We start from the raw sequence: 18,582 nt of genomic DNA on the forward strand, positions 1-18,582 counted from the left end.
CCCGGCGGCCTACGCGACGTGGTCGAGCAGCGCCCGGGCCTCCGCCCGGTGCCGCTGCACGGTCCTTTCCTCCCCGCCCTCGTCCGCCGTCCCGTCCGCGCCCTCGTCCGCCGTGCCGTCCGTGTCGCCGTCGCCGTAGTCGTCCAGGACGGCACGGGCACGGGCGCCGGCGGCGGAGCGGCGGCCGAAGTGGGCCTCCAGCCAACCGGCCGTCAGCCGGGCGGCGTTGTGGTCGTGCCGAGCCGCCTCACCGAGGGCGGCATAGCCCGCGATGGCCAGCTCCGCATGGCCGAGAGCCTCTTCGTAGGCGCGCTGTGCGGTGTCCTCGTCCTCGTCCTGGTCGTCGGGCTCGGACGCGCGGGCGCGGAGCAGCAGCTCGGCGGTCTGGCGGTGGGTGTCGGCGAGTTCGGACCGCAGCCGGGTGCGCCGGTCGTCGTCCGCCGCCTCGTCGAGGGCCTCGGTGAGCAGCTGCTCGGCCGTGGCCATCAGGGCCCGGGCGACCGGCGGGCCGCTCTCCGCGTCGAGGAGCGCCAGCCAGCCGCGGGCCCGCACCGCGCGGGCGGCGCTGTGCGGCTGGCCGAGGGCGCGCCAGAGTTCCTCGGCCCGGACGTAGGCGGCACCGGCCTGATCGTGCAGCCCGGCGCGGTGCAGGGCGTCACCGGCGAGATGGGCGAGGACGGCGTGTTCGCGCTGGCCGTCCCAGCCCTTGGCGATGTCGGCGGCGAGCAGGAACTGTTCGCTCGCCTCCCGCGGCTCGCCCATCCCGTCCAGGCATGCGCCCAGCCACCGGCGGGCCTGGACGACCGCGCCTTCGGCGTGGTGCTCCCGGAGGTCAGGCAGGGCGCTCTCCAGAACGGACGCCGCCTCGTCGAAGCGCCGGAGGCGGAGGAGGGCACCGCCGAGCACCAGCCGCGCCGATGCGCCGAGCCCAAAGCCGTCGCCGGCCTCGTCCGCCCAGTGGGTGGCGTCGAGCGCATGGGCGGCCACCTCGGAGTCGTCGCCGCCGAGGGCGGCCAGGGCCTCCGCGAGGAGGAGATGGAGGCGGGCGCAGCCGACGGGGTTGAGCAGCTCGCCGCCGTGGTCGAGGGCGGCCCGCGCGGCCTTCTCGACGGTCCGCAGGTCCCCCTCCTGGAAGGCCAGCTCGGCCAGTTGGGCCTCGGCCTCGGTGGCGTACCAGGGCACGGCGGCCTCGTGGAACAGCTCCGCCGCGCGGCGGAACAGCTCGCCGGCCCGAGGAGCGTCGCCGCGTCCCTCGACCACGCTGCCCAGCAGACAGGTGGCGTCGGCCAGGCCGGACAGCACCCGGTCCTCGCCGCGGTGCTGCTCGGCAAAGGCGAGCACCGCGCGCAGCTCCTCCTCCAGGGCCGCCGCGGACGCTGCCGGGTCCGGCGCCGCGTGGAGCACACCCAGCCGGGTACGGGCGGCGGTGTTCCACGCCACGGTCAACTGGCGTGCGGTGGCCCGCCCTTCGGCGTGCAGCGTGCGCACCTCCACGCAGGCCGCGTCGAGTTCGGCGAGGCCCTCCTGCGGGCGGCCGGAGACCGCGGCGCACGAAGCGGCGCGCACCCGGCAGAGGGCGGCCTCGCCCGGGTCGCCGGCGGCCTCGAACTGCTCGGCGGCCCCGCGGAACAGGGGTATCGATGTGTCCGGGTCGTCGAAGGCGTCCCTGGCCAGGTGGTCCGTCACCTCGGCGCGGGCGCGCGCGTCCAGTTCGGTGCCGGTGCGTTCCGCGGCACCGGCGACGGCACTCCAGGCGGCGCGGGCGTCCGGGTGCTGCGCCTGGGTGCGGCGGCGGGCCTCGGCCAGCAGCGCGGCGACGTCGTCGGGCTCCGCCTCCGCCACCGGAGCGGGCGTCGGCCCGGGCTGCGGACGGGCGGCGGAGCCCGTACCGAGCGGTCCGCCGCGGACGCCGAGCGGAAGCCGGCCGGGGAACGGCGTGCCGGCCATCCGCCGGGCCACCCCGCTGCTGACCGCATCGGTGCCGTTCCGCTCGTCGAAGCGCCTGGCCAGCTCGGTGGCCGCCGCCTCGGTACGCGCCAGGAGTCGGGCGGCGGTGCGGGTGGTGCCGGCCGGTGCGGCCACGGGCCGGTCGCCGTGGCCCAGTGCCACCAGCCTCCGCAGCAGCAGGGCCGTCGGGGCGAGCAGGTCCAGCCGGTCGAGCATGTCCCCGTCCCGGTCGAGGTGCGCGGTGTGCTCCGCCAGGATCTCCAGGCCGCGCGCCTCGTTGCCGGTCAGCGCGCAGAATTCGATGTGCCGGCCGATGGTCGGCAGGAGGCTCTCGTTGCCACGGGCCATGCGGTAGCCGCGCAGATGGTGGTGGCGCGCCTCGTCGTACCGTCCGAGCCGCATCAGGGGCAGCAGGGAACGGGAGAGGATGCGGTGCGGTTCCTCCCGGCAGCCGAGTTCGCCGTCCAGCACGGGCGCCCAGAGGGCGAGGGCGCGTTCGTCGTCACCGTGGTCGGCGTACCAGGAGCCTTGCGCATTGCGTTCGCAGGCGTGGCAGTTGCTCATGTCGTCGCGGTCGGCGGCGATCCAGTCCGCCAGCAGCCGGCCGGCGAGGGCCTCGTCACCCAGGTGGTCGGCGAGGCGGAATTCGGCGGCGCGGACCGCACGCATCGAGTACCCGGCCGTGCGGTAGCGGTGTGCCATCTCCGTGAGCCAGCGGCGGATGGAGTCCAGCGGAATGCCGGGGTAGTCGATCATGCCGCTGCTGACCCACTTGAAGCGCCAGTGGAGCCGGTAGACGGCGGAACCGTCGAAGGCCCCGGGATCCTCGTCCCACAGGCGCAGCAGCCGGGAGAACGGCACGAACATCTTGCCGCTCTCCGCGCTGAACTGGTAGCCGCTGATCAGCCCGAAGAGCGCGTCGAGGAGCAGTCGCCGGTCTCCGGTCTCCTCGGCCCTGGCCACGAGTTCCTCGGCGCGGCCGTTGCGGGCCGGGCCGTTGGGCGCGTCGAGGTTGTCCGCCAGCCCCCGGCGGATGTCCGCGATGTCGCGGAGCCTGCGGACGTCATCGTTCATCGGGCCTCCCCCTGGTCGTCCTGGTGCGTGGCCCAGCGCAGCAGGTCCAGGAACGCCCGGTTGAGCAGCGCCGAATCGGCGGGCCGGAGCGGGCGTTGGGCCATCAGCAGGGCCTGGCCGTACAGCGCCTCGGCGGCGGTGCCGGCGAGTTCCGGGTCCTCGATCCGGGCGATGCCGCGGACCAGCGGATTGTGGTGGTTGAGGACGAGCCGGGCGCGGGGTGCGCTGCCGCGCAGGCTGCCGAGGATGCCGGCCCACAACTCGTCCGCCTGCGCCTCCTCCTCGGCCCGGGCCCGTTCCTGGCGGGCCGAGCGGTCGTCGAGGTGGAGCGCGGGGACGGACACCGGGTGGAAGGTGCGCAGCACCACGTCACAGCCCAGCGCGTCGAGCTTGCTGCGGGCGGCTGCGAGGAACCCGGACACCGCCAGTTCCTCGGCGGGGTCGACCGGGTCGAGGTGGGCGGCCACGGTGTCGGCGTCGAGCTCGGCGACGTTCGTGCCGGGCCGGACCTCCGGCAGCAGCTCGATGAGCTCGGTGTCGTACGTGTAGCCGCCGTTGACGACGCCGATGCCCTGCGCGGCGGCGATGGCGGCGACCTGCCGGTACTCCTCGACGGTCCGGGTGAAGTGCACCACGGGGTGCCGGCGGGCGAACTCCTCCAGCGGCAGCTGCCCGTCCGAGGTCTCGAACGGCAGCCACGGCAGCATGGCGGTCAGCACGTCCCGGTCGTGCCGGGCCAGCGACTTCACGCCCAGGTGGTGCACGGAGAGGAACTGTGCCAGCCGCTCGGGGTCCCCGGCGGCGAGACCGGTGAACCAGTCCTTGATGCGTGCGCCGAGGGCGTCGCGGACCGCCGCGAGGGTCTCGTCGGCGTACAGGCTCTCGCGGGAGGCGGTGGGGCGCAGGCTGTCGGTGTCGATCACGCAGCGGACGAAGAACGCCCAGTCGGGCAGCAGTTCGTCGGCCCGTTCGCTCAGCAGCATGCCCTTGAGGTGGACCCGGTGCCCGGCGCGCTGCGCGGGGCTGACCGCGGAGGGCAGGACGTAGGCGACCCCGCGTACCCCCGCCACCGGCAGGTCGAGGTCGATGGAGTCGAGCGGTGTGAAGCCGAACTGCTCGTGACAGTGGCGGGCGAGGGCGACGCGCCGCGCGGCCGGGCTCGGGTGGCGGCGCTCCCAGACGGCCGGGCGAGCGGTGACCGGTTCGTCCCCGACCCGAATGTCATGGGGCAGCAGCGAGCCGAAGTCCTTTGCCAGCGCGGTCACCCGGTCCTCGGTGAGCCATTCGGCGGTGCCGGGCCGGGCGGTGAGGTGCACGGTGGTGCCGGGCTCCGGGCGCGCGTCCTCCGGCAGCGTCCGCACGGTGTACGAGCCGTCGTCGCGGGCCGTCCACTCCACGGGCGGGGCGGTGGCGTCCCGCGCCGACCGGCTGACGACGCGGATCTCCTCCGCGACGACGAAACACGCCAGCAGACCGATGCCGAACTGGCCGAGGAATCCGGCCCGGGCCGACTCCAGGCCGTCGCGTTTGGAGCTGCGCCCGATGGTGGCCAGCAGATCGTGCACCTCGGCCTCGGTCAGGCCGACCCCGGAGTCCGTCACCCGCAGCACGCCCGGTGCGTCCGCGTGGAGGCGCACGCGGGCGGGGGCGTCGGGCTGTTCGGCGTGGCGGGCGGTGATGGCGTCCACGGCGTTCTGCAGCAGTTCGCGCAGATAGACCCTGGGGCTGGAGTAGAGGTGGTGGGAGAGCAGGTCCACCAGGCCGCGCAGATCGACCTGGAAGGTGTGCGGTATGTGATCGGAAGTCATTCATCCGTGCGTCCGCGGGACGTGCGGTGCGTTGGTCCGGCGGCGCGGATCGGACGGCAGGTGGCCGTCAGCGGTCAGGTCCGGCCATCATAGGAGCCGCGGTGCGGAGCCGACCATGGATTTCCGCTGCGGGCGCCCGGTCGGCCGGCCCGCCCGCCCGGAGGGGGCAGCCGGTGCCGACGCGGGCGTGGAGTTCGGCACGCAGAGCGGCGAGTTCGGCCATCCGGGCATCGAGGAGGGCGATTTTCTCCTCGAACAGCGCGGACAGTGCCGTGGCGGAGTCCGGTGCGTCGCGCAGTTCCTCGCCGAGCCGGGCGATCTCGGCGAGGGGGAAGCCGAGCGTCTGCGCGGTGCGGACGTAGAGCAGCCAGGCCACGGTCTCGGGCGGGAAGTCGCGGTAGCCGTTGGGCAACCGCCGGGCGGTGACGAGTCCCAGCTTCTCGTAGAAGCGGATGGTGTCCTTGGTCATGCCCGCCTGCGCGGCCAGTTCCCCGATGCGCATGACTCCCCGTCAGTTCGTGGGCTTGACCTTGGAGCCTACTCCACCCTTTAGCGTGCGGCGACGCCGTCCCGAGACCGCGTGATGAGCCCAGGTCGTCAGAACTCCAGGAGTCGCCCCGTGATACGCCTTGTCGCCCCTTCCCGCCCGTCCTATCTGCGCGTGGTGCGCGCGAGTGCCTGGTACGACCTCGCCGTCACGGCGGGGTTCGCGACGCCGTGGACGTACGCGCTGGTGCACGGTGCGCTGTCGTCGTGGGGTGGTGCGCTCGGGCTGGGCGCCATGCCGCCCCGCGAACCCCTGCAGACCCTGCTCGCGAATCTGATGGGTTCGGTCGTGGTCGTCTGGGCCCTGCTGCGCGTCGTGCGGACCCTGCCGGTGCACGGACTGTTCGACGCCGCCGCGCGTACGCTGTTCGCTTCCTGGCAGGCGTACGCGCTGGCCCACGGGGCCCCGCGGGTGCTGTGGCCGTTCTTCGTCGTCGAGGTGGCGTTCGGCGTGGTCCAGCTCGTGCCGTGGTGGCGGGAGCGCCGGGCCGTGACCGCGCCGGGCCGGCGCCCCTGGTCCGCTCACCGCCGGGAGGTCTCCGGGCCCACCGACGGCAGGTAGCGCGGCGCCCGCCAGGCATGCAGGCGGTGTTCCACCGCGGCCCCGAGCGACAGCAGCTCGGCGTCCCGGTGGCCGCCGGCCATCAGGAGCAGGCCGACCGGCAGTTCGCCGACGGACCCGGCAGGTACCGACAAGGACGGGTAACCGGCCACCGCCGCCGGGGTGGAGGACGGGATCACGTCGTTGTCGCCCCGCGCACAATCGGTCCTCCAGGCGGGCGGGTTCGTCGGCGCGGCGAGGGCGTCCAGACGGTGGGTGGCCACGGTCTCGTCGAGGGAGCGCCGGGACAGGTCCGCCAACTCGGCACGCCTGGCGCGGTATCCGGGGTCGGTGGTGGGCGGCGCGGCGAGCGCCCGCTCGAACAGTTCCTGGCCGGCGAAGCAGGTCCGCTCCGCCGGGTGGGTGCGGTTGAACTCGATGAGCCGGGCGAGGTTCCGCGGCCCGTGGCGGGTGGCGAGGTAGGCGTCGATGTCCCGGTGGAACTCGCTCAACAGCGCCGGGAATTCGAGTGCGGCGATCCGGTCCTGGTACGGGGGCGTCACCTCGACGACCTCGGCGCCCGCGGTGCGCAGTTTCCCGGCCGTACGGGTCATCAGGGCGTCGACCTGCGGCCCGAGCGAGGGCAGCCGCCACAGGCCGATCCGTTTCCCACGCAGTCCGGCGGAGCTTCCCGGGCCGCCCGGCCGGCCCGGCCCCTCGCGGCGCACGCTGTCGTCACCGCTGAGCACCGCGAGGGTGAGCGCGACATCGGTCACGTTGCGCGCCATGGGCCCGGCGGTGTCCTGCTCGGCCGAGATCGGCACCACGCCGGTCTGACTGACCAGTCCGAGGGTGGGCTTGTGGCCGGCCACCCCGGTCATCCCGGCGGGGCAGACGATCGAGCCGTCCGTTTCGGTACCGATCGCCACCTGCGACAACGACGCGGCGAGCGCGGCGGCCGAACCGGCGGACGAGCCGCACGGATTCCGGTCCAGGACGTACGGGTTGTGGGTCTGCCCGCCCACCGCCGACCACCCCGATGTCGGCTTCTCCGCACGGAAGTTGGCCCATTCGGAGAGGTTGGTCTTGCCGAGGAGCACCGCGCCCGCCTGCCGCAGCCGGGTCACCAGGACGGCGTCGCGGTCCGGCGGGCTCCCGGCGAGCGCCAGCGAGCCGGCCGTTGTCGGCATGCCGCGGGTGTCCACGTTGTCCTTGAGCAGGACGGGTATCCCGTCCAGGGGGCCGCGGGTCGTGCCGTGCCGGTGCCTTGCATCACTGGCGGCCGCCTGGCGCAGGGCCGTCGGATCGGTCCGCAGCACCGCATGGATCACGGGATCGACCGTCGCGATCCGCCGCAGGTAGGCCCGGGTCAGCGCGGACGAGGTCAGCGAGCCGTCCGCCATGCGCGCCTGTAATTCCGGGATCGTCACGGTGTCGAGGTCGAGGCCTGGTGGCGCGGACGAAACCGCCTGCGTATGCACCGGGCCGGCGGTGTGTGCGGCGGCCGCGGCACGCGGGGCCGGCGCCGCTGGTACGACGAGGGCCGCCGCGCCCAGGGCGGCGATCAGCACGGCAATGCGTCGGTTTCCCATGAGGGGGAGCTTTCCCCCCTGCCGTCGCGGTGAAAGGAACGGGGGCCGGGTTGCTCCGGAGCGGCCCGGCCCACGTCAACGCAAGTGCACCGTGGGGCAGTTGTTACGGGCGCACGAGGAGGATCGAGTTGATCGGCGTCAGGTCCTTGTCGATGTAGTAGCCGGCCCAGAGGTAGCCCTGGCAGTCACCGGTCCCGTTGTAGCCGGTGCAGGTGCGGGCCGTCGCGCCGCCGGTCTGGTTGTTCAGGACGTAGTGCTGCCCGACCTGGTTGCTGAGGTTGTGGGGCCCGTAGCTGTAGAAGGCCAGGGACGGGCGGTCGCCGTTCCACCCGGCGTTCTGCGGGTAGACGCAGACGGCCCCGGACGGACAGCCGTGCAGGCTGCCCGCGGCCTGGGCGGCGTTGGCGCCGGTCGCGCCGGCCGTGGTCAGCGCACCGACGGCGAAGGCCAGCGCGGCGGCCTTGGTGATCTTTCGCATGGTTCTCCCCCTGATGGTCCGGTCCGCGTGCCCGCTGCACAGGAACCCGGCACGTGCGGGGCGCGGGGTGCTGCAGGGCGGTCGTAACGGGGATTTTTCACCCGATGCCGCGGTCGCACCATCTCTTCGATCTGGGGCGAAATCGGGGGCGGGGAGGGGGCGGCCTGTGGTAGTCGCGACAGGCCGGTCGGGACCGCCGTCGCGGGTGCGCGCCGCCCACGACGACAGCCCTCCCCGGCTCAGTCCTCCCGGGCGGCGGCGTACGCCTCGATGGCGTCACGCTGGTACGCGGCCAGCCCCGGCGCGATCGCCTCGTAGGCCGCGCGCCACTGCTCGTTCTCCACACAGGCACGTCCGATCGCCCGGTGCTCCTCGGGCGACACCTCCCGCAGCTCGGCCAGGGTCCGGTACTGGGCGTCGATGTGCGCCCGGACCGCGTCGGAGTCGACGGACTCACCGGCGGCCCTCAGCTCGGCCAGCCGGATCATCTGCGCCGTACGCGCGCGGTGCCCGGCCTCGATCTCGGCCTCGGTCATCGTCGAGGTGCGCCGCTCGACCGCCGCGGCCAGCTCCGGGAACTCCCGCAGGTTCGCTCCGTACTGATCGGGCCGGACGCCCTCGAAGAGGTTCTCCGGTCGGTTGATGCCGGTCAGGGGGCTGCCGTCCCTTGTGGACCGCTCCAGTTCGGTGATCGTGCGGGCGACGGTGCCGGCCAGGGCGTCGAGCCGGTCGCGCTCGGCGAGCAGCCTGCGGTGGTGACCGCGCAGCGCCTGGAGCTCGTCGACCTGCTCGGCCAGGATCCGGCCGATCTCGGTCAGCCCCAGGCCCAGCGCCCGCAGCACGAGGATCTGCTGCAACCGCAGCAACTGCCGCTCCTCGTAGTAGCGGTGGCCGTTCGCGCCGGTCCGGGCCGGCGGCAGCAGGCCGATCTCGTCGTAGTGCCGGAGCGTCCGGGCCGTCACGCCCGACATCCGGGCAACCTCCGCGGCCGGCCAGGCCATCGCCGCCTCCTCACGAGTGCTTCACCGGCCGGTCCTTCCGGCCCTGGTCAGAACGGTAGAAGCCGCCGTTGCGGCAGCTTCAAGCCCCGCGGGTGGACTCGTTTCCGCAAGGCTCGGGGTAGCCCTGGGCGCGGGCCCAGCCGGTGGTCAGGCGGGCGAAGGCACGGGCGGCCGCGCTCTGGTACGCCGTCTCACGGCGGAGCAGGGTGACGGTGCGGGCGGGCAGCGCCGGGTCGAGCGGGACGGTCGTCAGGTGCGGGTGGTCGCGGGTGAGGGCATCGGGCAGAACGGTGGCGAGCGGGCCGCGCCGGACGATTTCGGTGAGGGCGAGCAGTGAATTGGCCTCAACGGCGATCCGGGGGTGCACTCCGTGCCGGGCGAGGTAGTCGTCGATGTGCCGCCGGGTGGCGAAGTCTTCGCTGAGCAGGGCGAGTTGACGTTCATCGAGGGCGCTGACCGGCTGGCGGCCGGGGGCGTCGTGGTCCGGGTGCAACGGCCCGACGACGAGGCTGAGGGTCTCGGTGAACAGCGCGGTGGCCCGGATGCCGGGCAGATGCGGGCCGGCGAAGGCGATGCCGAGGTCGAGGCGGTCGCCCAGGAGTTCGGCCTCGATGCGGTCCTGGGTCATCTCCCGCACCTCCAGGCTGATGCCGGGGTGCCGGGCGTGGAAGTCGGTCACCAGCGGGCCGGTGAGATAGGCGGTGAAGGTCGGGGTCACCGCGAGCCGGAGGTGACCGCGGGAGAGGTCCTGCACGTCCAGGACGGCCCGTTCGCCCGCCGCCAGGTCCTGCAGTGCCCGCCGGGCGTGGTGGACGTAGGTCTCTCCGGCATCGGTCAGTCGCACCGTGCGGCCGGTGCGGTCCAGCAACTGGACACCGAGGGCCTTCTCCAGCTGCTTGATCTGCTGGGAGAGCGTGGGCTGGGAGATGTGCAGCTCTTCGGCGGCGCGGGTGAAGTGGGCGTGCTCGGCGACGGCGAGCAGGTACCGCAGATGACGCAGTTCCGGCTTCATGGGGCAAGTATAGGTGGCATCGATAGGAGTCATCGGTAGCTGGTATTGGACGCTATAGGCGCAGGTCGGGGACGGTGAATGTCGTCGGGCCCACCGACGGGTCCGAGAGAAAGAGCACCCCGATCGAAGGGAGGCAGGAAGTGTCACCTTCCGACCATGCGCACCACCTGAGCCACCACCCGCGTCATCTCGCCGAGGGCGTCGCACGCTTTCAGCGGGAGGTGCTGCCCACCAAGGCCGGCCTCTTCGCCCAGCTGGCCACCAGCCATCGACCGGGCACGCTGTTCATCGGCTGCTCCGACGCCCGCGTCGTCCCCGAGCTGCTCACGCAGACGGATCCCGGTGAGCTGTTCGTCATCCGCACCGCGGGCAATCTGGTCCCGGCCTACGCGCCGGGCGCCGACGGGATCGCGGCAAGCATCGAGTACGCGGTCGCCGTGCTGGGCGTGACGGACATCGTCGTCTGCGGGCACTCCGCCTGCGGGGCGATGACCGCCCTCGTCGAAGGCCACGATCTGAGCGGCGCACCAGCGGTCGCCGACTGGCTACGGCATGCGGATGCCGCTCGGGCCCGCACCACGGCCGCCGAGGGCCCCGCCGGTCAGGACCGGGTGGCCGCGCTGGTTCGGGCGAACGTCGCCGCGCAGCTGGCGAACCTCGCCACCCATCCCTCGGTGGCCCGCGCCCTGGCCGGTGACGCGGTCCGGCTGCACGGCTGGGTCTTCGACATCGCCACCGGAGCGATCGAAGAGCTCGGCACCACCCGAGCGGCCGAAGAGCTCGGCACCACCCGGGCGGTCGAAGAGCCCGGCGCCGTCCGGGCGGTCGAAGAGCGCGGCGCCGTCCGGGCGGTCGAAGAGCGCGGCGACCGCCCGCGCCCCGGGGCACGGCCGGCGCCGCATCCCGGCTGAACCCGCCGGGCGGCATCCCCACCGACCCGACGATCTACCGCTTCTACGAGATGCTCCAGGTCTACGGAACCACCCTCAAGGCCCTCGTCCACGAGCAGTTCGGCGACGGCATCATCTCCGCGATCAACTTCAAGCTGGACGTGAAGAAGGTGGCGGACCCCGAGGGCGGCGAGCGTGCCGTCATCACCCTCGACGGCAAGTACCTGCCCACCAAGCCCTTCTGAGGGCGAACCCGGGCGCGGCCCCGGGGCGGGGTGCCTCACTGCGGGTTCCGCTACGAACCCGGTCAGTCATCCTTCCCCGGGCCGCAACCGGTCTTTACGCTTCCTTGACAGGTCTCTAGCGCGCCGCTGACGTATCGTTGACGCCAGGTGCGCCGGGAAGTCTGGTCGGCAAGCAGTGAGTTGATCCGCTTCGCCAGCCAGAAAGGCACTTCCGGGCATGCCCCTTCCCCCGGTCCCCACCCCCGCCCCGGCCCCGGCCCCGGCCCCCGCAGCGCAGACCGAGGCCGTTCCACCGGTACGCTCCCGCCGCGGACCGCGTACCTCGGTGCTGTTCATCGCCTTCGCCTTCGCGGTGATCGCGGATCCGGTCTCCTCCGTCGCCTACGCCATCGAGGCCGCCCTGCGGGCCCTGCACGGTGACCTGGCACTACTGCTGCCCACCATGTCCCTGGTGATCGGTCTGGTCGTCGTGGTGACCGCCAACTACTGGCAGCTCGTACGCCGCTTCCCCAAGGGCGGCGGGGCCGCCGCCGCGGCCGGGAAGGCGTTCGGACCGCGCTGGACCTTCCTGCCGATCGGTGCGCTGGTGGTCGACTTCGTCCTGACCATCGGTATTTCCATTTCCGCGGCTGCCAGCGCGGCCATCGCCCTCTTCCCGGCACTCGCCGGCGCCCGCATCCCTCTGGCGCTGGGACTGCTGGTGCTGGTGGCCGCACTGACCTGGTTCGGCCACGGCGGCCGTCTGCTGTTCGCGGGGATGACCGTCCTGTTCGTGGTGGTGGCCGTCGCCGTGGTGGTGCTGGGCTTCGCCGGCCCGCACTCGGTGGGCCACTCCCCGGCCGACGCCGATGCGGGCCGCCCCGCCGTGCTCGCCGTCGTCCTCGCCTTCCCCGTCGCGATGGCGCTGGCCACCGGCGTCGAAGCGCCCTCCACCGCGATCGCCCAGCTCGGCCAGCTCGACGACGCCCGCCGGCGCCGCTTCGGCCGCGGCACCCTCGCCCTGCTGCTGGTCATCGTCGGCGGACTGACCCTCGCGCTCACCGCACTCGCGCTGCGCCTGCACATCGGCATCCCCGGTGCCGACTCCACCCAGATCGCCGACATCGCACATGCCGCAGCCGGACCCCACTGGCTGTACGGAGCGTTCCAGCTGACCAGCTCCCTCCTGCTGCTCGCCGCCGCCAGCTCCTCCTTCCAGGCGGGACCCGGCCTGCTCAAGGCGCTGGCCGGCACGGCGGGCGCACCCGGGGTGCTGCCGCCGGTCCTCGGCCGTACGAACCGGCACCACACGCCGTACTGGTCGGTCGTGGTCTATCTGCTCGCCTCCGCCGTGATCATCGTGGCCGCGGCCGGCCGGGAGCAGGAACTGGTCCTCTTCTACGCGGTCGCCGTCTTCGTCAGCTTCCTGGTGGGCCTGGTCGCCATGGCCCGCTTCGCCCGCACCGAGAAGAAGCCCGCCATGGCCTGGCTCAACGCCCTCGCCGCGGCGGGTGTCGCCTTCACGCTCGTGGTCAACCTGCTCCGCGGCTGGCCGGTGCTCTCCCTCGCCGCCACCGTGCTGATCGCCGGTGTCCTGTACGTCCGCTGGGCGCGCGCCGGACGCCCGAGCGGCATCGAGGACGTCGAGACCAAGGCCGAGGCCGACACCACCGCGTGAGGCGTGCCGCCGGCGCCGGAAGGGCAGCTCGTCGGTAACCCGTCAGGCGCTGCCGGGGGCGTGGCACGGCGCCACGCCCCCGCCCGTACGCGCCGGAGACGAACCGGCGCACCGACGCGTACGGCGGTGCCCCGGTGTCCCGTACGAAGTTCGCGGCGGAGATCGTGGCCGCGGTGCGCGCGGCGGTCTCGCCGGCCGGACGAAGAAGCTCACCGGCGGCGCTGCGGACGCTCAACTGACCGACGCGGTACGGCCGGCCGGCACGATACGGCCGTCGGGCCCGCGGCGTGCCGACGCCGCGGGCCCGAGGGCGGGAGGAGGACGGTCCGGCCCCGATGTGGGGGGCCGGGCGGAGCCTAGTGAGCGGGTTCCGCCGCGCCCTCCGTCTTGTGGAGCACCATCGCGGACCCGCCACCCCGGCGCTTCGGTTCGGCGACCGCCTGCGTCCGGCCGTCGCGGAGGAACTCCAGAGCGGCGACGGCACCGATCTCCGGAGACGGGGTGAACGTCTTCGGGGCCTCGACGAAGTGCTGGCCGATCCCTTCCAGGGCCGCGCGCTCGGGGGACTTGAGGAATGCCGGTTCCGCCTCGGTGTCCGGGCGGTTGCGCTGCGAGATCCGCGGTGCGGCGACCGCTTCCGGCAGGGTCATCCCCAGGTCGATGCGGTTGACCAGGGTCTGCAGCACGGTCGTGATGATCGTGGCGCCTCCGGGCGAGCCGACCGCGTAGCGCGGCTTGCCGTCCTTCAGGACGATCACCGGGGACATGCTGCTGCGCGGACGCTTGCCGGGGCCGGGCAGGTTGGGGTCGGGCACGTCCTTGGCGAGCGGGGTGAAGTCGAAGTCGGTCAGCTCGTTGTTGAGCAGGAAGCCGCGTCCGGGCACGGTGATCGCGGAGCCGCCGGTCTGCTCGATGGTGAGGGTGTACGACACCACGTTGCCCCAGCGGTCGGACGCCACCAGGTGCGTGGTCGAGGGGCCCTCGTACGGCTCGTGGTTGCCGGACCCCTTGGTGCAGCCGTTGCCCGGATGCCGCGGGTCCGCGGGCGCGACCGGGCTGGTCAGGGTGCTGGTCGGCTTGATCAGGCAGGCGCGTTCCTTGGCGAACTTCTTCGCCAGCAGCTCCTTGGTGGGCACGTCGGAGAAGGCCGGGTCACCCACCCACCGGTTGCGGTCGGCGAACGCGATCCGGCTGGCCTCCAGGTAGTGGTGGAGCGCCTGGACCCGGTCGGCCGCGGAGAGGTGGAAGTTCTCCAGGATGTTGAGGCCTTCACCGACGGTGGTGCCACCGGACGACGAGGGCGCCATGGAGTAGACGTCGAGGCCGCGGTAGGTGGTGTGGGTCGGCTCGCGGCGCAGTGCGGTGTACTTCGCGAGGTCGCCGGCCGCCATCAGACCGGGGCGCACCTTCGCATCGGCGCCCGGGGCGACCGGCGGGTGCTGGACGGTCCGGACGATGTCGCGGCCGATGGCGCCCTTGTAGAGCGCGTCCATGCCCTCGCGGGCGAGTTGCCGGTACGTACGGGCGAGGTCGGGATTGCGGAAGCGGGAGCCGACGACCGGGAGTTCGCCGTGCGGGAGGAAGAGCTTCGCGGTGGAGGAGATGTTCCGGAAGCGCTTCTCGTTCATCTCGGTCTGGGCGCGGAATTCCTCGTTGACGACGAAGCCGTCCTCGGCGAGCCGCGTCGCGGGCCGCAGGGCCTTGGCCGGGGAGAGCGTTCCCCAGTCGCGCAGCGCCTTCCGCCAGGTCGCCGGCGTTCCCGGAATCCCCACGGACAGGCCGGAGTTGACCGCCTCCGGGAACGGAATCGGCTTGCCCGTCGACGGATCGACGAACGCGTCCGACGTCATGCGGGCCGGTGCGGTCTCCCGGCCGTCGATGGTGCTGACCTTGCCGGTACGGGCGTTGTAGTACGTGAAGTAGCCGCCGCCCCCGATGCCCGCCGAGTACGGCTCGACGACGCCCAGGGCCGCGGCGGTGGCGACCGCGGCGTCGGCGGCGTTGCCGCCGTGCCGCAGCACTTCGATGCCGGCGCGGGAGGCGTAGGGATTGACGCTGGAGACGGCGCCACCACTGCCGGTGGCGACGGCCTCCTTGGCAGGCGGCTTGAGACCGGTTTCCGGCCCGGCCGACGCGGCGCGGGGTGCGGACCCGGTGCTCGGCTGAGCACCTGCGCTGAGGGAGAAGACGAGGGGAACGGCGACCGCGACAACGGATGCGGCGGCGACCACGACACGACGACGGACAGGCAAGACGCCTCCGGGGATCTCTCGACGAGGGCTGAGATGGCCGAAACCCTGACAGCAGGTGATCAGCACAGCAACGCCTGAGGGCAATAATTGCGCTTCTTCTGAGGTTCCCGCCCGGTAACCACCACAACTACGCCACGTGCATCAACGACACCGACTGCACCGAACCACTACGCGACTACGTCACGGAGCGCAGCGAGGCACCGCTATCACGCGCGCGGGCACGAGGCCAGGGGTAGCATCGCCGGTAGGGACCGGAAAGCAGAGGCATCGTCAGATCGAGGAGTTCGAGGCACTCGCGGCTTCAACTTTCGCCTCGTCGAAGTGAGCTGAGTCAGTCCCCGGAGCGGGACTGCGGTATTTCGGTACTGCGGGTGTTGTTGAAGCCCCCAACAAAGGGACCTTCGACAAGGAGATCGTCATGAACAGCCCGGCGCGATCACACCCGGAACACGAGGACTTCCCGTGGACCATATCCGTCGCGGACCATCCGCCCCGCACCGAGAGTCCGCAGTACAAGGCGAGCCGCACGTTGATGCGGGAGCTCGTCGACACGACGGATGACTGGACGTTCGCGCCCGGCCCGTACCAGGACCACCACGGCGGCGGGGTCTGGGTCAAGGACGGCGAAGGCTGGATCTGCCTGTTCCTCCCGCTCGGCATCGAGTGGTCGGCGCAATTCTGCGCGGACCCCGCGAAGGTGGACCGCATTCGGCAGTGCGCGGTCCGGGTGGTCGGCGCGTTCCCGGACACCCTGCCCGGCTATGCGGGCTTCGGCTACGACGACGGCGAACGGCTCCTGAACACCCCGATAGAGAATGCCGACCAGGTGGCCGAGTGGACGGACTCGATATTCAACGCCTCGGTCCCGCTGCCCTCCGGTGCGCACTCCGGGGTGCTCCCGAAAGCGGCCGGGTACCACCATTACCCGAAGCCGATCGTGGACATCGACCATTTCCGGCATGACGACTTCGAGCTGTTCGTCACGGACCAGAAGGGCTTCCCGGTGGCGGTCGTGCCGGTCTCGCCGCGTGGCTCCGGCGACGGCCGGGTGCGCGTCCTTGCCGCCCATCCCGGCTCGGCCTATGCGGAGTGCCTGGTCACTCCGAGCCCGGCCGCCGCACCCCGTTCCGCCGCCGCGGACGGCGAGCCCGAAGCGCGGACCGAGGAGTGGAAGGGCGCCGTCCTTCCCCCCGACGACGACCTGGCACGGCAGGCGTTCCGCCGGCAGGAGAGCTGACGGTTTTGCGGCCGGCACCCCGGCCACTGCACCGCACGCACCACACCGCACCGCCACAAGGAAACCGATCATGACCATCAAAGGAATCGATGTCTCGTCCTTCCAGCCGGAGACATTCCCGACCACCGGCTCCGACTTCGTCTTCATCAAGATCACGGAAGGTATCGGCTTCACGAACAAGAAATGGGTCGCGCAGCGGAAGACCGCCCGTGACGCCGGGCTGGTGACCGGGTTCTACCATTTCGCACGCCCCGGCTCCGTCTCGGCACAGGTCGATTTCTTCCTCTCCAAAATCGACCTCGCGGCAGGGGACATCCTCGTCCTCGACTGGGAGGATCCCCGCATCTCAAGTGCCTGGAAGGACAGCTGGCTCAAGGAGGCCCGGCAGCGCGCCGCCGGCCACAAGGTGGTCCTCTACTGCAACCTGGACTTCTGGCTGCACCGTGACAAGTCCTCGTTCGCCGGTGACGGCCTGTGGATCGCGCAGTACAACGGCAAGCCCGGGAAGCCCGACATCCGGCAGCCGTGGGTCTTCCACCAGTTCACCGACCGCCCGATCGACACGAACGTGGGGAACTTCACCGACAGGGCAGCGCTGAAGCAGTGGTCCTCGGCCCTCGTGGAACTCAGCTGACGCGGCTGACGGTGAGCCGGAGACGGGATTCGGCGCCGAGAAGAAGACGGGCCGGCTCGGGCAGCGGAATGTCGGTGTGCAGGTCTCCGCCGTCGGCGGTCAGGGGGCACGGATTCGGCCGGATCGGATCGACGCGGTCGACCTCACCCGCGACGTCCGCATTCCACGCGGCCCAGACGTGCAGTTCCGCATCCGGCGCCTGATCGAGGTGGCCGACGTCGACGATGAGGGTGTCCTCCCAGTCGGCCACCTGCTCCAGGTGGTCCTCCCAGAAGAACCGGCCGCTCCTTTCGACGAGGTGGAACACCCGCAGCGCCAAGGTGTAGCGCGAGCGGTTCGCCGACTGGTTCTCGCTGCGCGCGCGGGCCCGTTCCGGGTCGAGGAGGAAGGCGGTGGCCAGCGGGACCGGGGCGGCCTGTCCGTCCGCATCCGTGTGCTGGGCGGCTTCCTGGTTCAGTTGGATCGGGCAGTAGTGCGCCGCGCTCTGCTCGTGCAGCACCACCGGCAGGCCGCGGACCGACAGCCGGGCCTCCGCCTGCCAGACCGTCTCCGCCTCACCGGGGCGCCGGCGCAGGGCGAGGCCGCACAGGTCGACCCGGACCTGGTACTTCCCGAAGAGGAAACGGCGCAGGTTCTGGTACCCCTCTTCGGAATTGACCAGTCCGTAGCGCCCCGAGTGGGAGCGGTGGACGTACGCCCGGTGCGCCTGGTGCACATAGGCGTTGTCGATGTGCACCAGGCCGTCGCTGCGCGGGCCGACCGCCTTCTCGACCAGTCCGTAATCGGCGGCGTTGGTGCCGACCAGGCAGAACACCCGTTTCACGTCGAAGGCGGTTGCCGGGATGGCGTGTGGCTGCCAGCCGGCGGGGGGTTCGTCGCCGTCGGACGCCCCGGGCGTGAGATAGCCGTACATCCGGTCCGGGGCGAAGATCTCCGATCCGCCCGGCCCGAACGTCTCCATCGCCCAGTCGACCAGTCCCCCGCCGAGGTCGAAGGAAATTCCGCCGTGCGGAGTGCCGTAGGTGAAGAATTTGTCCACCAGCTCGGCCCCGGGAACGCGCGGTGTGCCCGAGATCGGATCGGGGGTGTGGGAGACCTTCTGGATCATGCAGCGGGCCACCAGGCCCCCCATGGAGTGGGCCACCAGGTGGACCTTGTCGGCGCCGGTCTTCCTGCGGACGAGTCCCACGAAGTCGTACAGCCGCTCCGCCGCCCTTTCCAGCTCGAATCGCTCCGGAGTCGTCGTCACGGAGGTACCGAAGGTGGAAGCGGCGTAGTCGTAGAAACGGAACACCCAGACGGACTCGGCCGCGACCGTGCCGTCGGCCTGCGCTTCGAGATACGCATGCTGATCGCCGCGCACCAGGAGCTCGTAGTCCTCGTCGATCATCAACCGCAGCAGCGGCCCCTCGAACTGGTAGAAGCGCGGCGTACCGTCCCCGTCCACGCGGATGTGGGTGGCACCGCTGTTGAGCCCGTAGAACGGGTCGTCGACCTGCTTGTCCACTCCGCTGGGCGGACCGGCATACCCGCGCAGATAGATGAGGGGCGATCGCTCCTCCATGGGAGAACACCTTCCCGGGGCAGACTCCGACCGAGGCGCACGGCCTGCGCAGGCACCCGTCCACCTGCGGCAGCCGGCGCGCGGTGAACCGCTGACCAGGCCAG

The 18,582-nt window shown here is 72.2% G+C and carries 13 protein-coding genes and 3 pseudogenes; 7 read left to right on the top strand and 9 right to left on the bottom strand.

Annotation, left to right across the window (positions count from 1 at the left end):
* Window positions 1-9: 9 nt before the first annotated feature.
* The 3 genes from AB0G35_RS28725 to AB0G35_RS28735 form a co-directional block, all read right to left on the bottom strand.
* The gene (locus AB0G35_RS28725; protein ID WP_360955541.1) at window positions 10-3,021 is read right to left on the bottom strand and encodes a tetratricopeptide repeat protein; all 3,012 of its coding nucleotides are present in this window, start codon (window positions 3,019-3,021) and stop codon (window positions 10-12) included.
* The gene (locus AB0G35_RS28730) at window positions 3,018-4,829 is read right to left on the bottom strand and encodes an HSP90 family protein (RefSeq protein WP_360955543.1); all 1,812 of its coding nucleotides are present in this window, start codon (window positions 4,827-4,829) and stop codon (window positions 3,018-3,020) included. Before AB0G35_RS28730 ends, AB0G35_RS28725 begins: the two co-directional genes overlap by 4 nt.
* A gap of 67 nt (window positions 4,830-4,896) precedes the next feature.
* Window positions 4,897-5,331, bottom strand: coding sequence for a MerR family transcriptional regulator (locus tag AB0G35_RS28735; RefSeq protein WP_360955545.1), 435 nt, complete (start codon window positions 5,329-5,331; stop codon window positions 4,897-4,899).
* A gap of 117 nt (window positions 5,332-5,448) precedes the next feature.
* Here AB0G35_RS28735 and AB0G35_RS28740 point away from each other — a divergent pair, with 117 nt between their 5' ends.
* On the top strand, window positions 5,449-5,937 hold the full coding sequence (locus AB0G35_RS28740) for a hypothetical protein (protein WP_360955547.1): 489 nt from the start codon (window positions 5,449-5,451) through the stop codon (window positions 5,935-5,937).
* Here AB0G35_RS28740 and AB0G35_RS28745 read toward each other — a convergent pair.
* The 4 genes from AB0G35_RS28745 to cynR all read right to left on the bottom strand — a co-directional run bounded on the left by AB0G35_RS28745 (window position 5,898) and on the right by cynR (window position 9,999).
* The gene (locus tag AB0G35_RS28745; protein WP_360955549.1) at window positions 5,898-7,508 is read right to left on the bottom strand and encodes an amidase family protein; all 1,611 of its coding nucleotides are present in this window, start codon (window positions 7,506-7,508) and stop codon (window positions 5,898-5,900) included. The two genes, AB0G35_RS28740 and AB0G35_RS28745, sit on opposite strands and share 40 nt — an antisense overlap.
* 103 nt (window positions 7,509-7,611) lie before the next feature.
* The gene (locus AB0G35_RS28750; protein WP_360955551.1) at window positions 7,612-7,986 is read right to left on the bottom strand and encodes a hypothetical protein; all 375 of its coding nucleotides are present in this window, start codon (window positions 7,984-7,986) and stop codon (window positions 7,612-7,614) included.
* Window positions 7,987-8,225: 239 nt separating this feature from the next.
* Window positions 8,226-8,987, bottom strand: a complete 762-nt coding sequence (locus tag AB0G35_RS28755) for a MerR family transcriptional regulator (protein ID WP_360955553.1) — start codon at window positions 8,985-8,987, stop codon at window positions 8,226-8,228.
* 79 nt (window positions 8,988-9,066) lie between these two features.
* Window positions 9,067-9,999, bottom strand: coding sequence for a transcriptional regulator CynR (gene cynR / locus AB0G35_RS28760; protein WP_360955555.1), 933 nt, complete (start codon window positions 9,997-9,999; stop codon window positions 9,067-9,069).
* A 167-nt stretch (window positions 10,000-10,166) separates the two neighbouring features.
* Between cynR and AB0G35_RS28765 the strand changes: the two are divergent.
* The 4 genes and pseudogenes from AB0G35_RS28765 to AB0G35_RS28780 all read left to right on the top strand — a co-directional run.
* Window positions 10,167-10,754: pseudogene (locus AB0G35_RS28765) on the top strand (carbonic anhydrase); the annotation flags it as partial.
* Window positions 10,755-10,915: 161 nt separating this feature from the next.
* Window positions 10,916-11,134 (top strand): annotated as a pseudogene (gene cynS / locus AB0G35_RS28770) (cyanase); the annotation flags it as partial.
* 217 nt (window positions 11,135-11,351) lie between these two features.
* Entirely contained in the window at window positions 11,352-12,791 is a 1,440-nt protein-coding gene (locus AB0G35_RS28775; protein ID WP_360955557.1) for an amino acid permease, read from the top strand.
* 86 nt (window positions 12,792-12,877) lie between these two features.
* A pseudogene (locus AB0G35_RS28780) lies at window positions 12,878-12,985 on the top strand (hypothetical protein); the annotation flags it as partial.
* 162 nt (window positions 12,986-13,147) lie between these two features.
* On the opposite strand, the gene ggt reads toward AB0G35_RS28780, so the two are convergent.
* The gene (gene ggt / locus AB0G35_RS28785) at window positions 13,148-15,043 is read right to left on the bottom strand and encodes a gamma-glutamyltransferase (RefSeq protein ID WP_360955559.1); all 1,896 of its coding nucleotides are present in this window, start codon (window positions 15,041-15,043) and stop codon (window positions 13,148-13,150) included.
* A gap of 418 nt (window positions 15,044-15,461) precedes the next feature.
* Between ggt and AB0G35_RS28790 the strand changes: the two genes are divergently transcribed.
* On the top strand, window positions 15,462-16,280 hold the full coding sequence (locus AB0G35_RS28790) for a DUF6424 family protein (protein WP_360955561.1): 819 nt from the start codon (window positions 15,462-15,464) through the stop codon (window positions 16,278-16,280).
* Window positions 16,281-16,350: 70 nt separating this feature from the next.
* Entirely contained in the window at window positions 16,351-16,914 is a 564-nt protein-coding gene (locus AB0G35_RS28795) for a glycoside hydrolase family 25 protein (protein ID WP_360955562.1), read from the top strand.
* On the opposite strand, the gene AB0G35_RS28800 is transcribed toward AB0G35_RS28795, so the two are convergent.
* On the bottom strand, window positions 16,907-18,478 hold the full coding sequence (locus AB0G35_RS28800; RefSeq protein ID WP_360955564.1) for an alpha/beta fold hydrolase: 1,572 nt from the start codon (window positions 18,476-18,478) through the stop codon (window positions 16,907-16,909). The genes AB0G35_RS28795 and AB0G35_RS28800 overlap by 8 nt on opposite strands.
* Window positions 18,479-18,582: the final 104 nt, after the last annotated feature.

The sequence above is a fragment of the Streptomyces sp. NPDC021749 genome (assembly GCF_040640655.1).
In the GTDB taxonomy this organism is placed as follows: domain Bacteria; phylum Actinomycetota; class Actinomycetes; order Streptomycetales; family Streptomycetaceae; genus Streptomyces.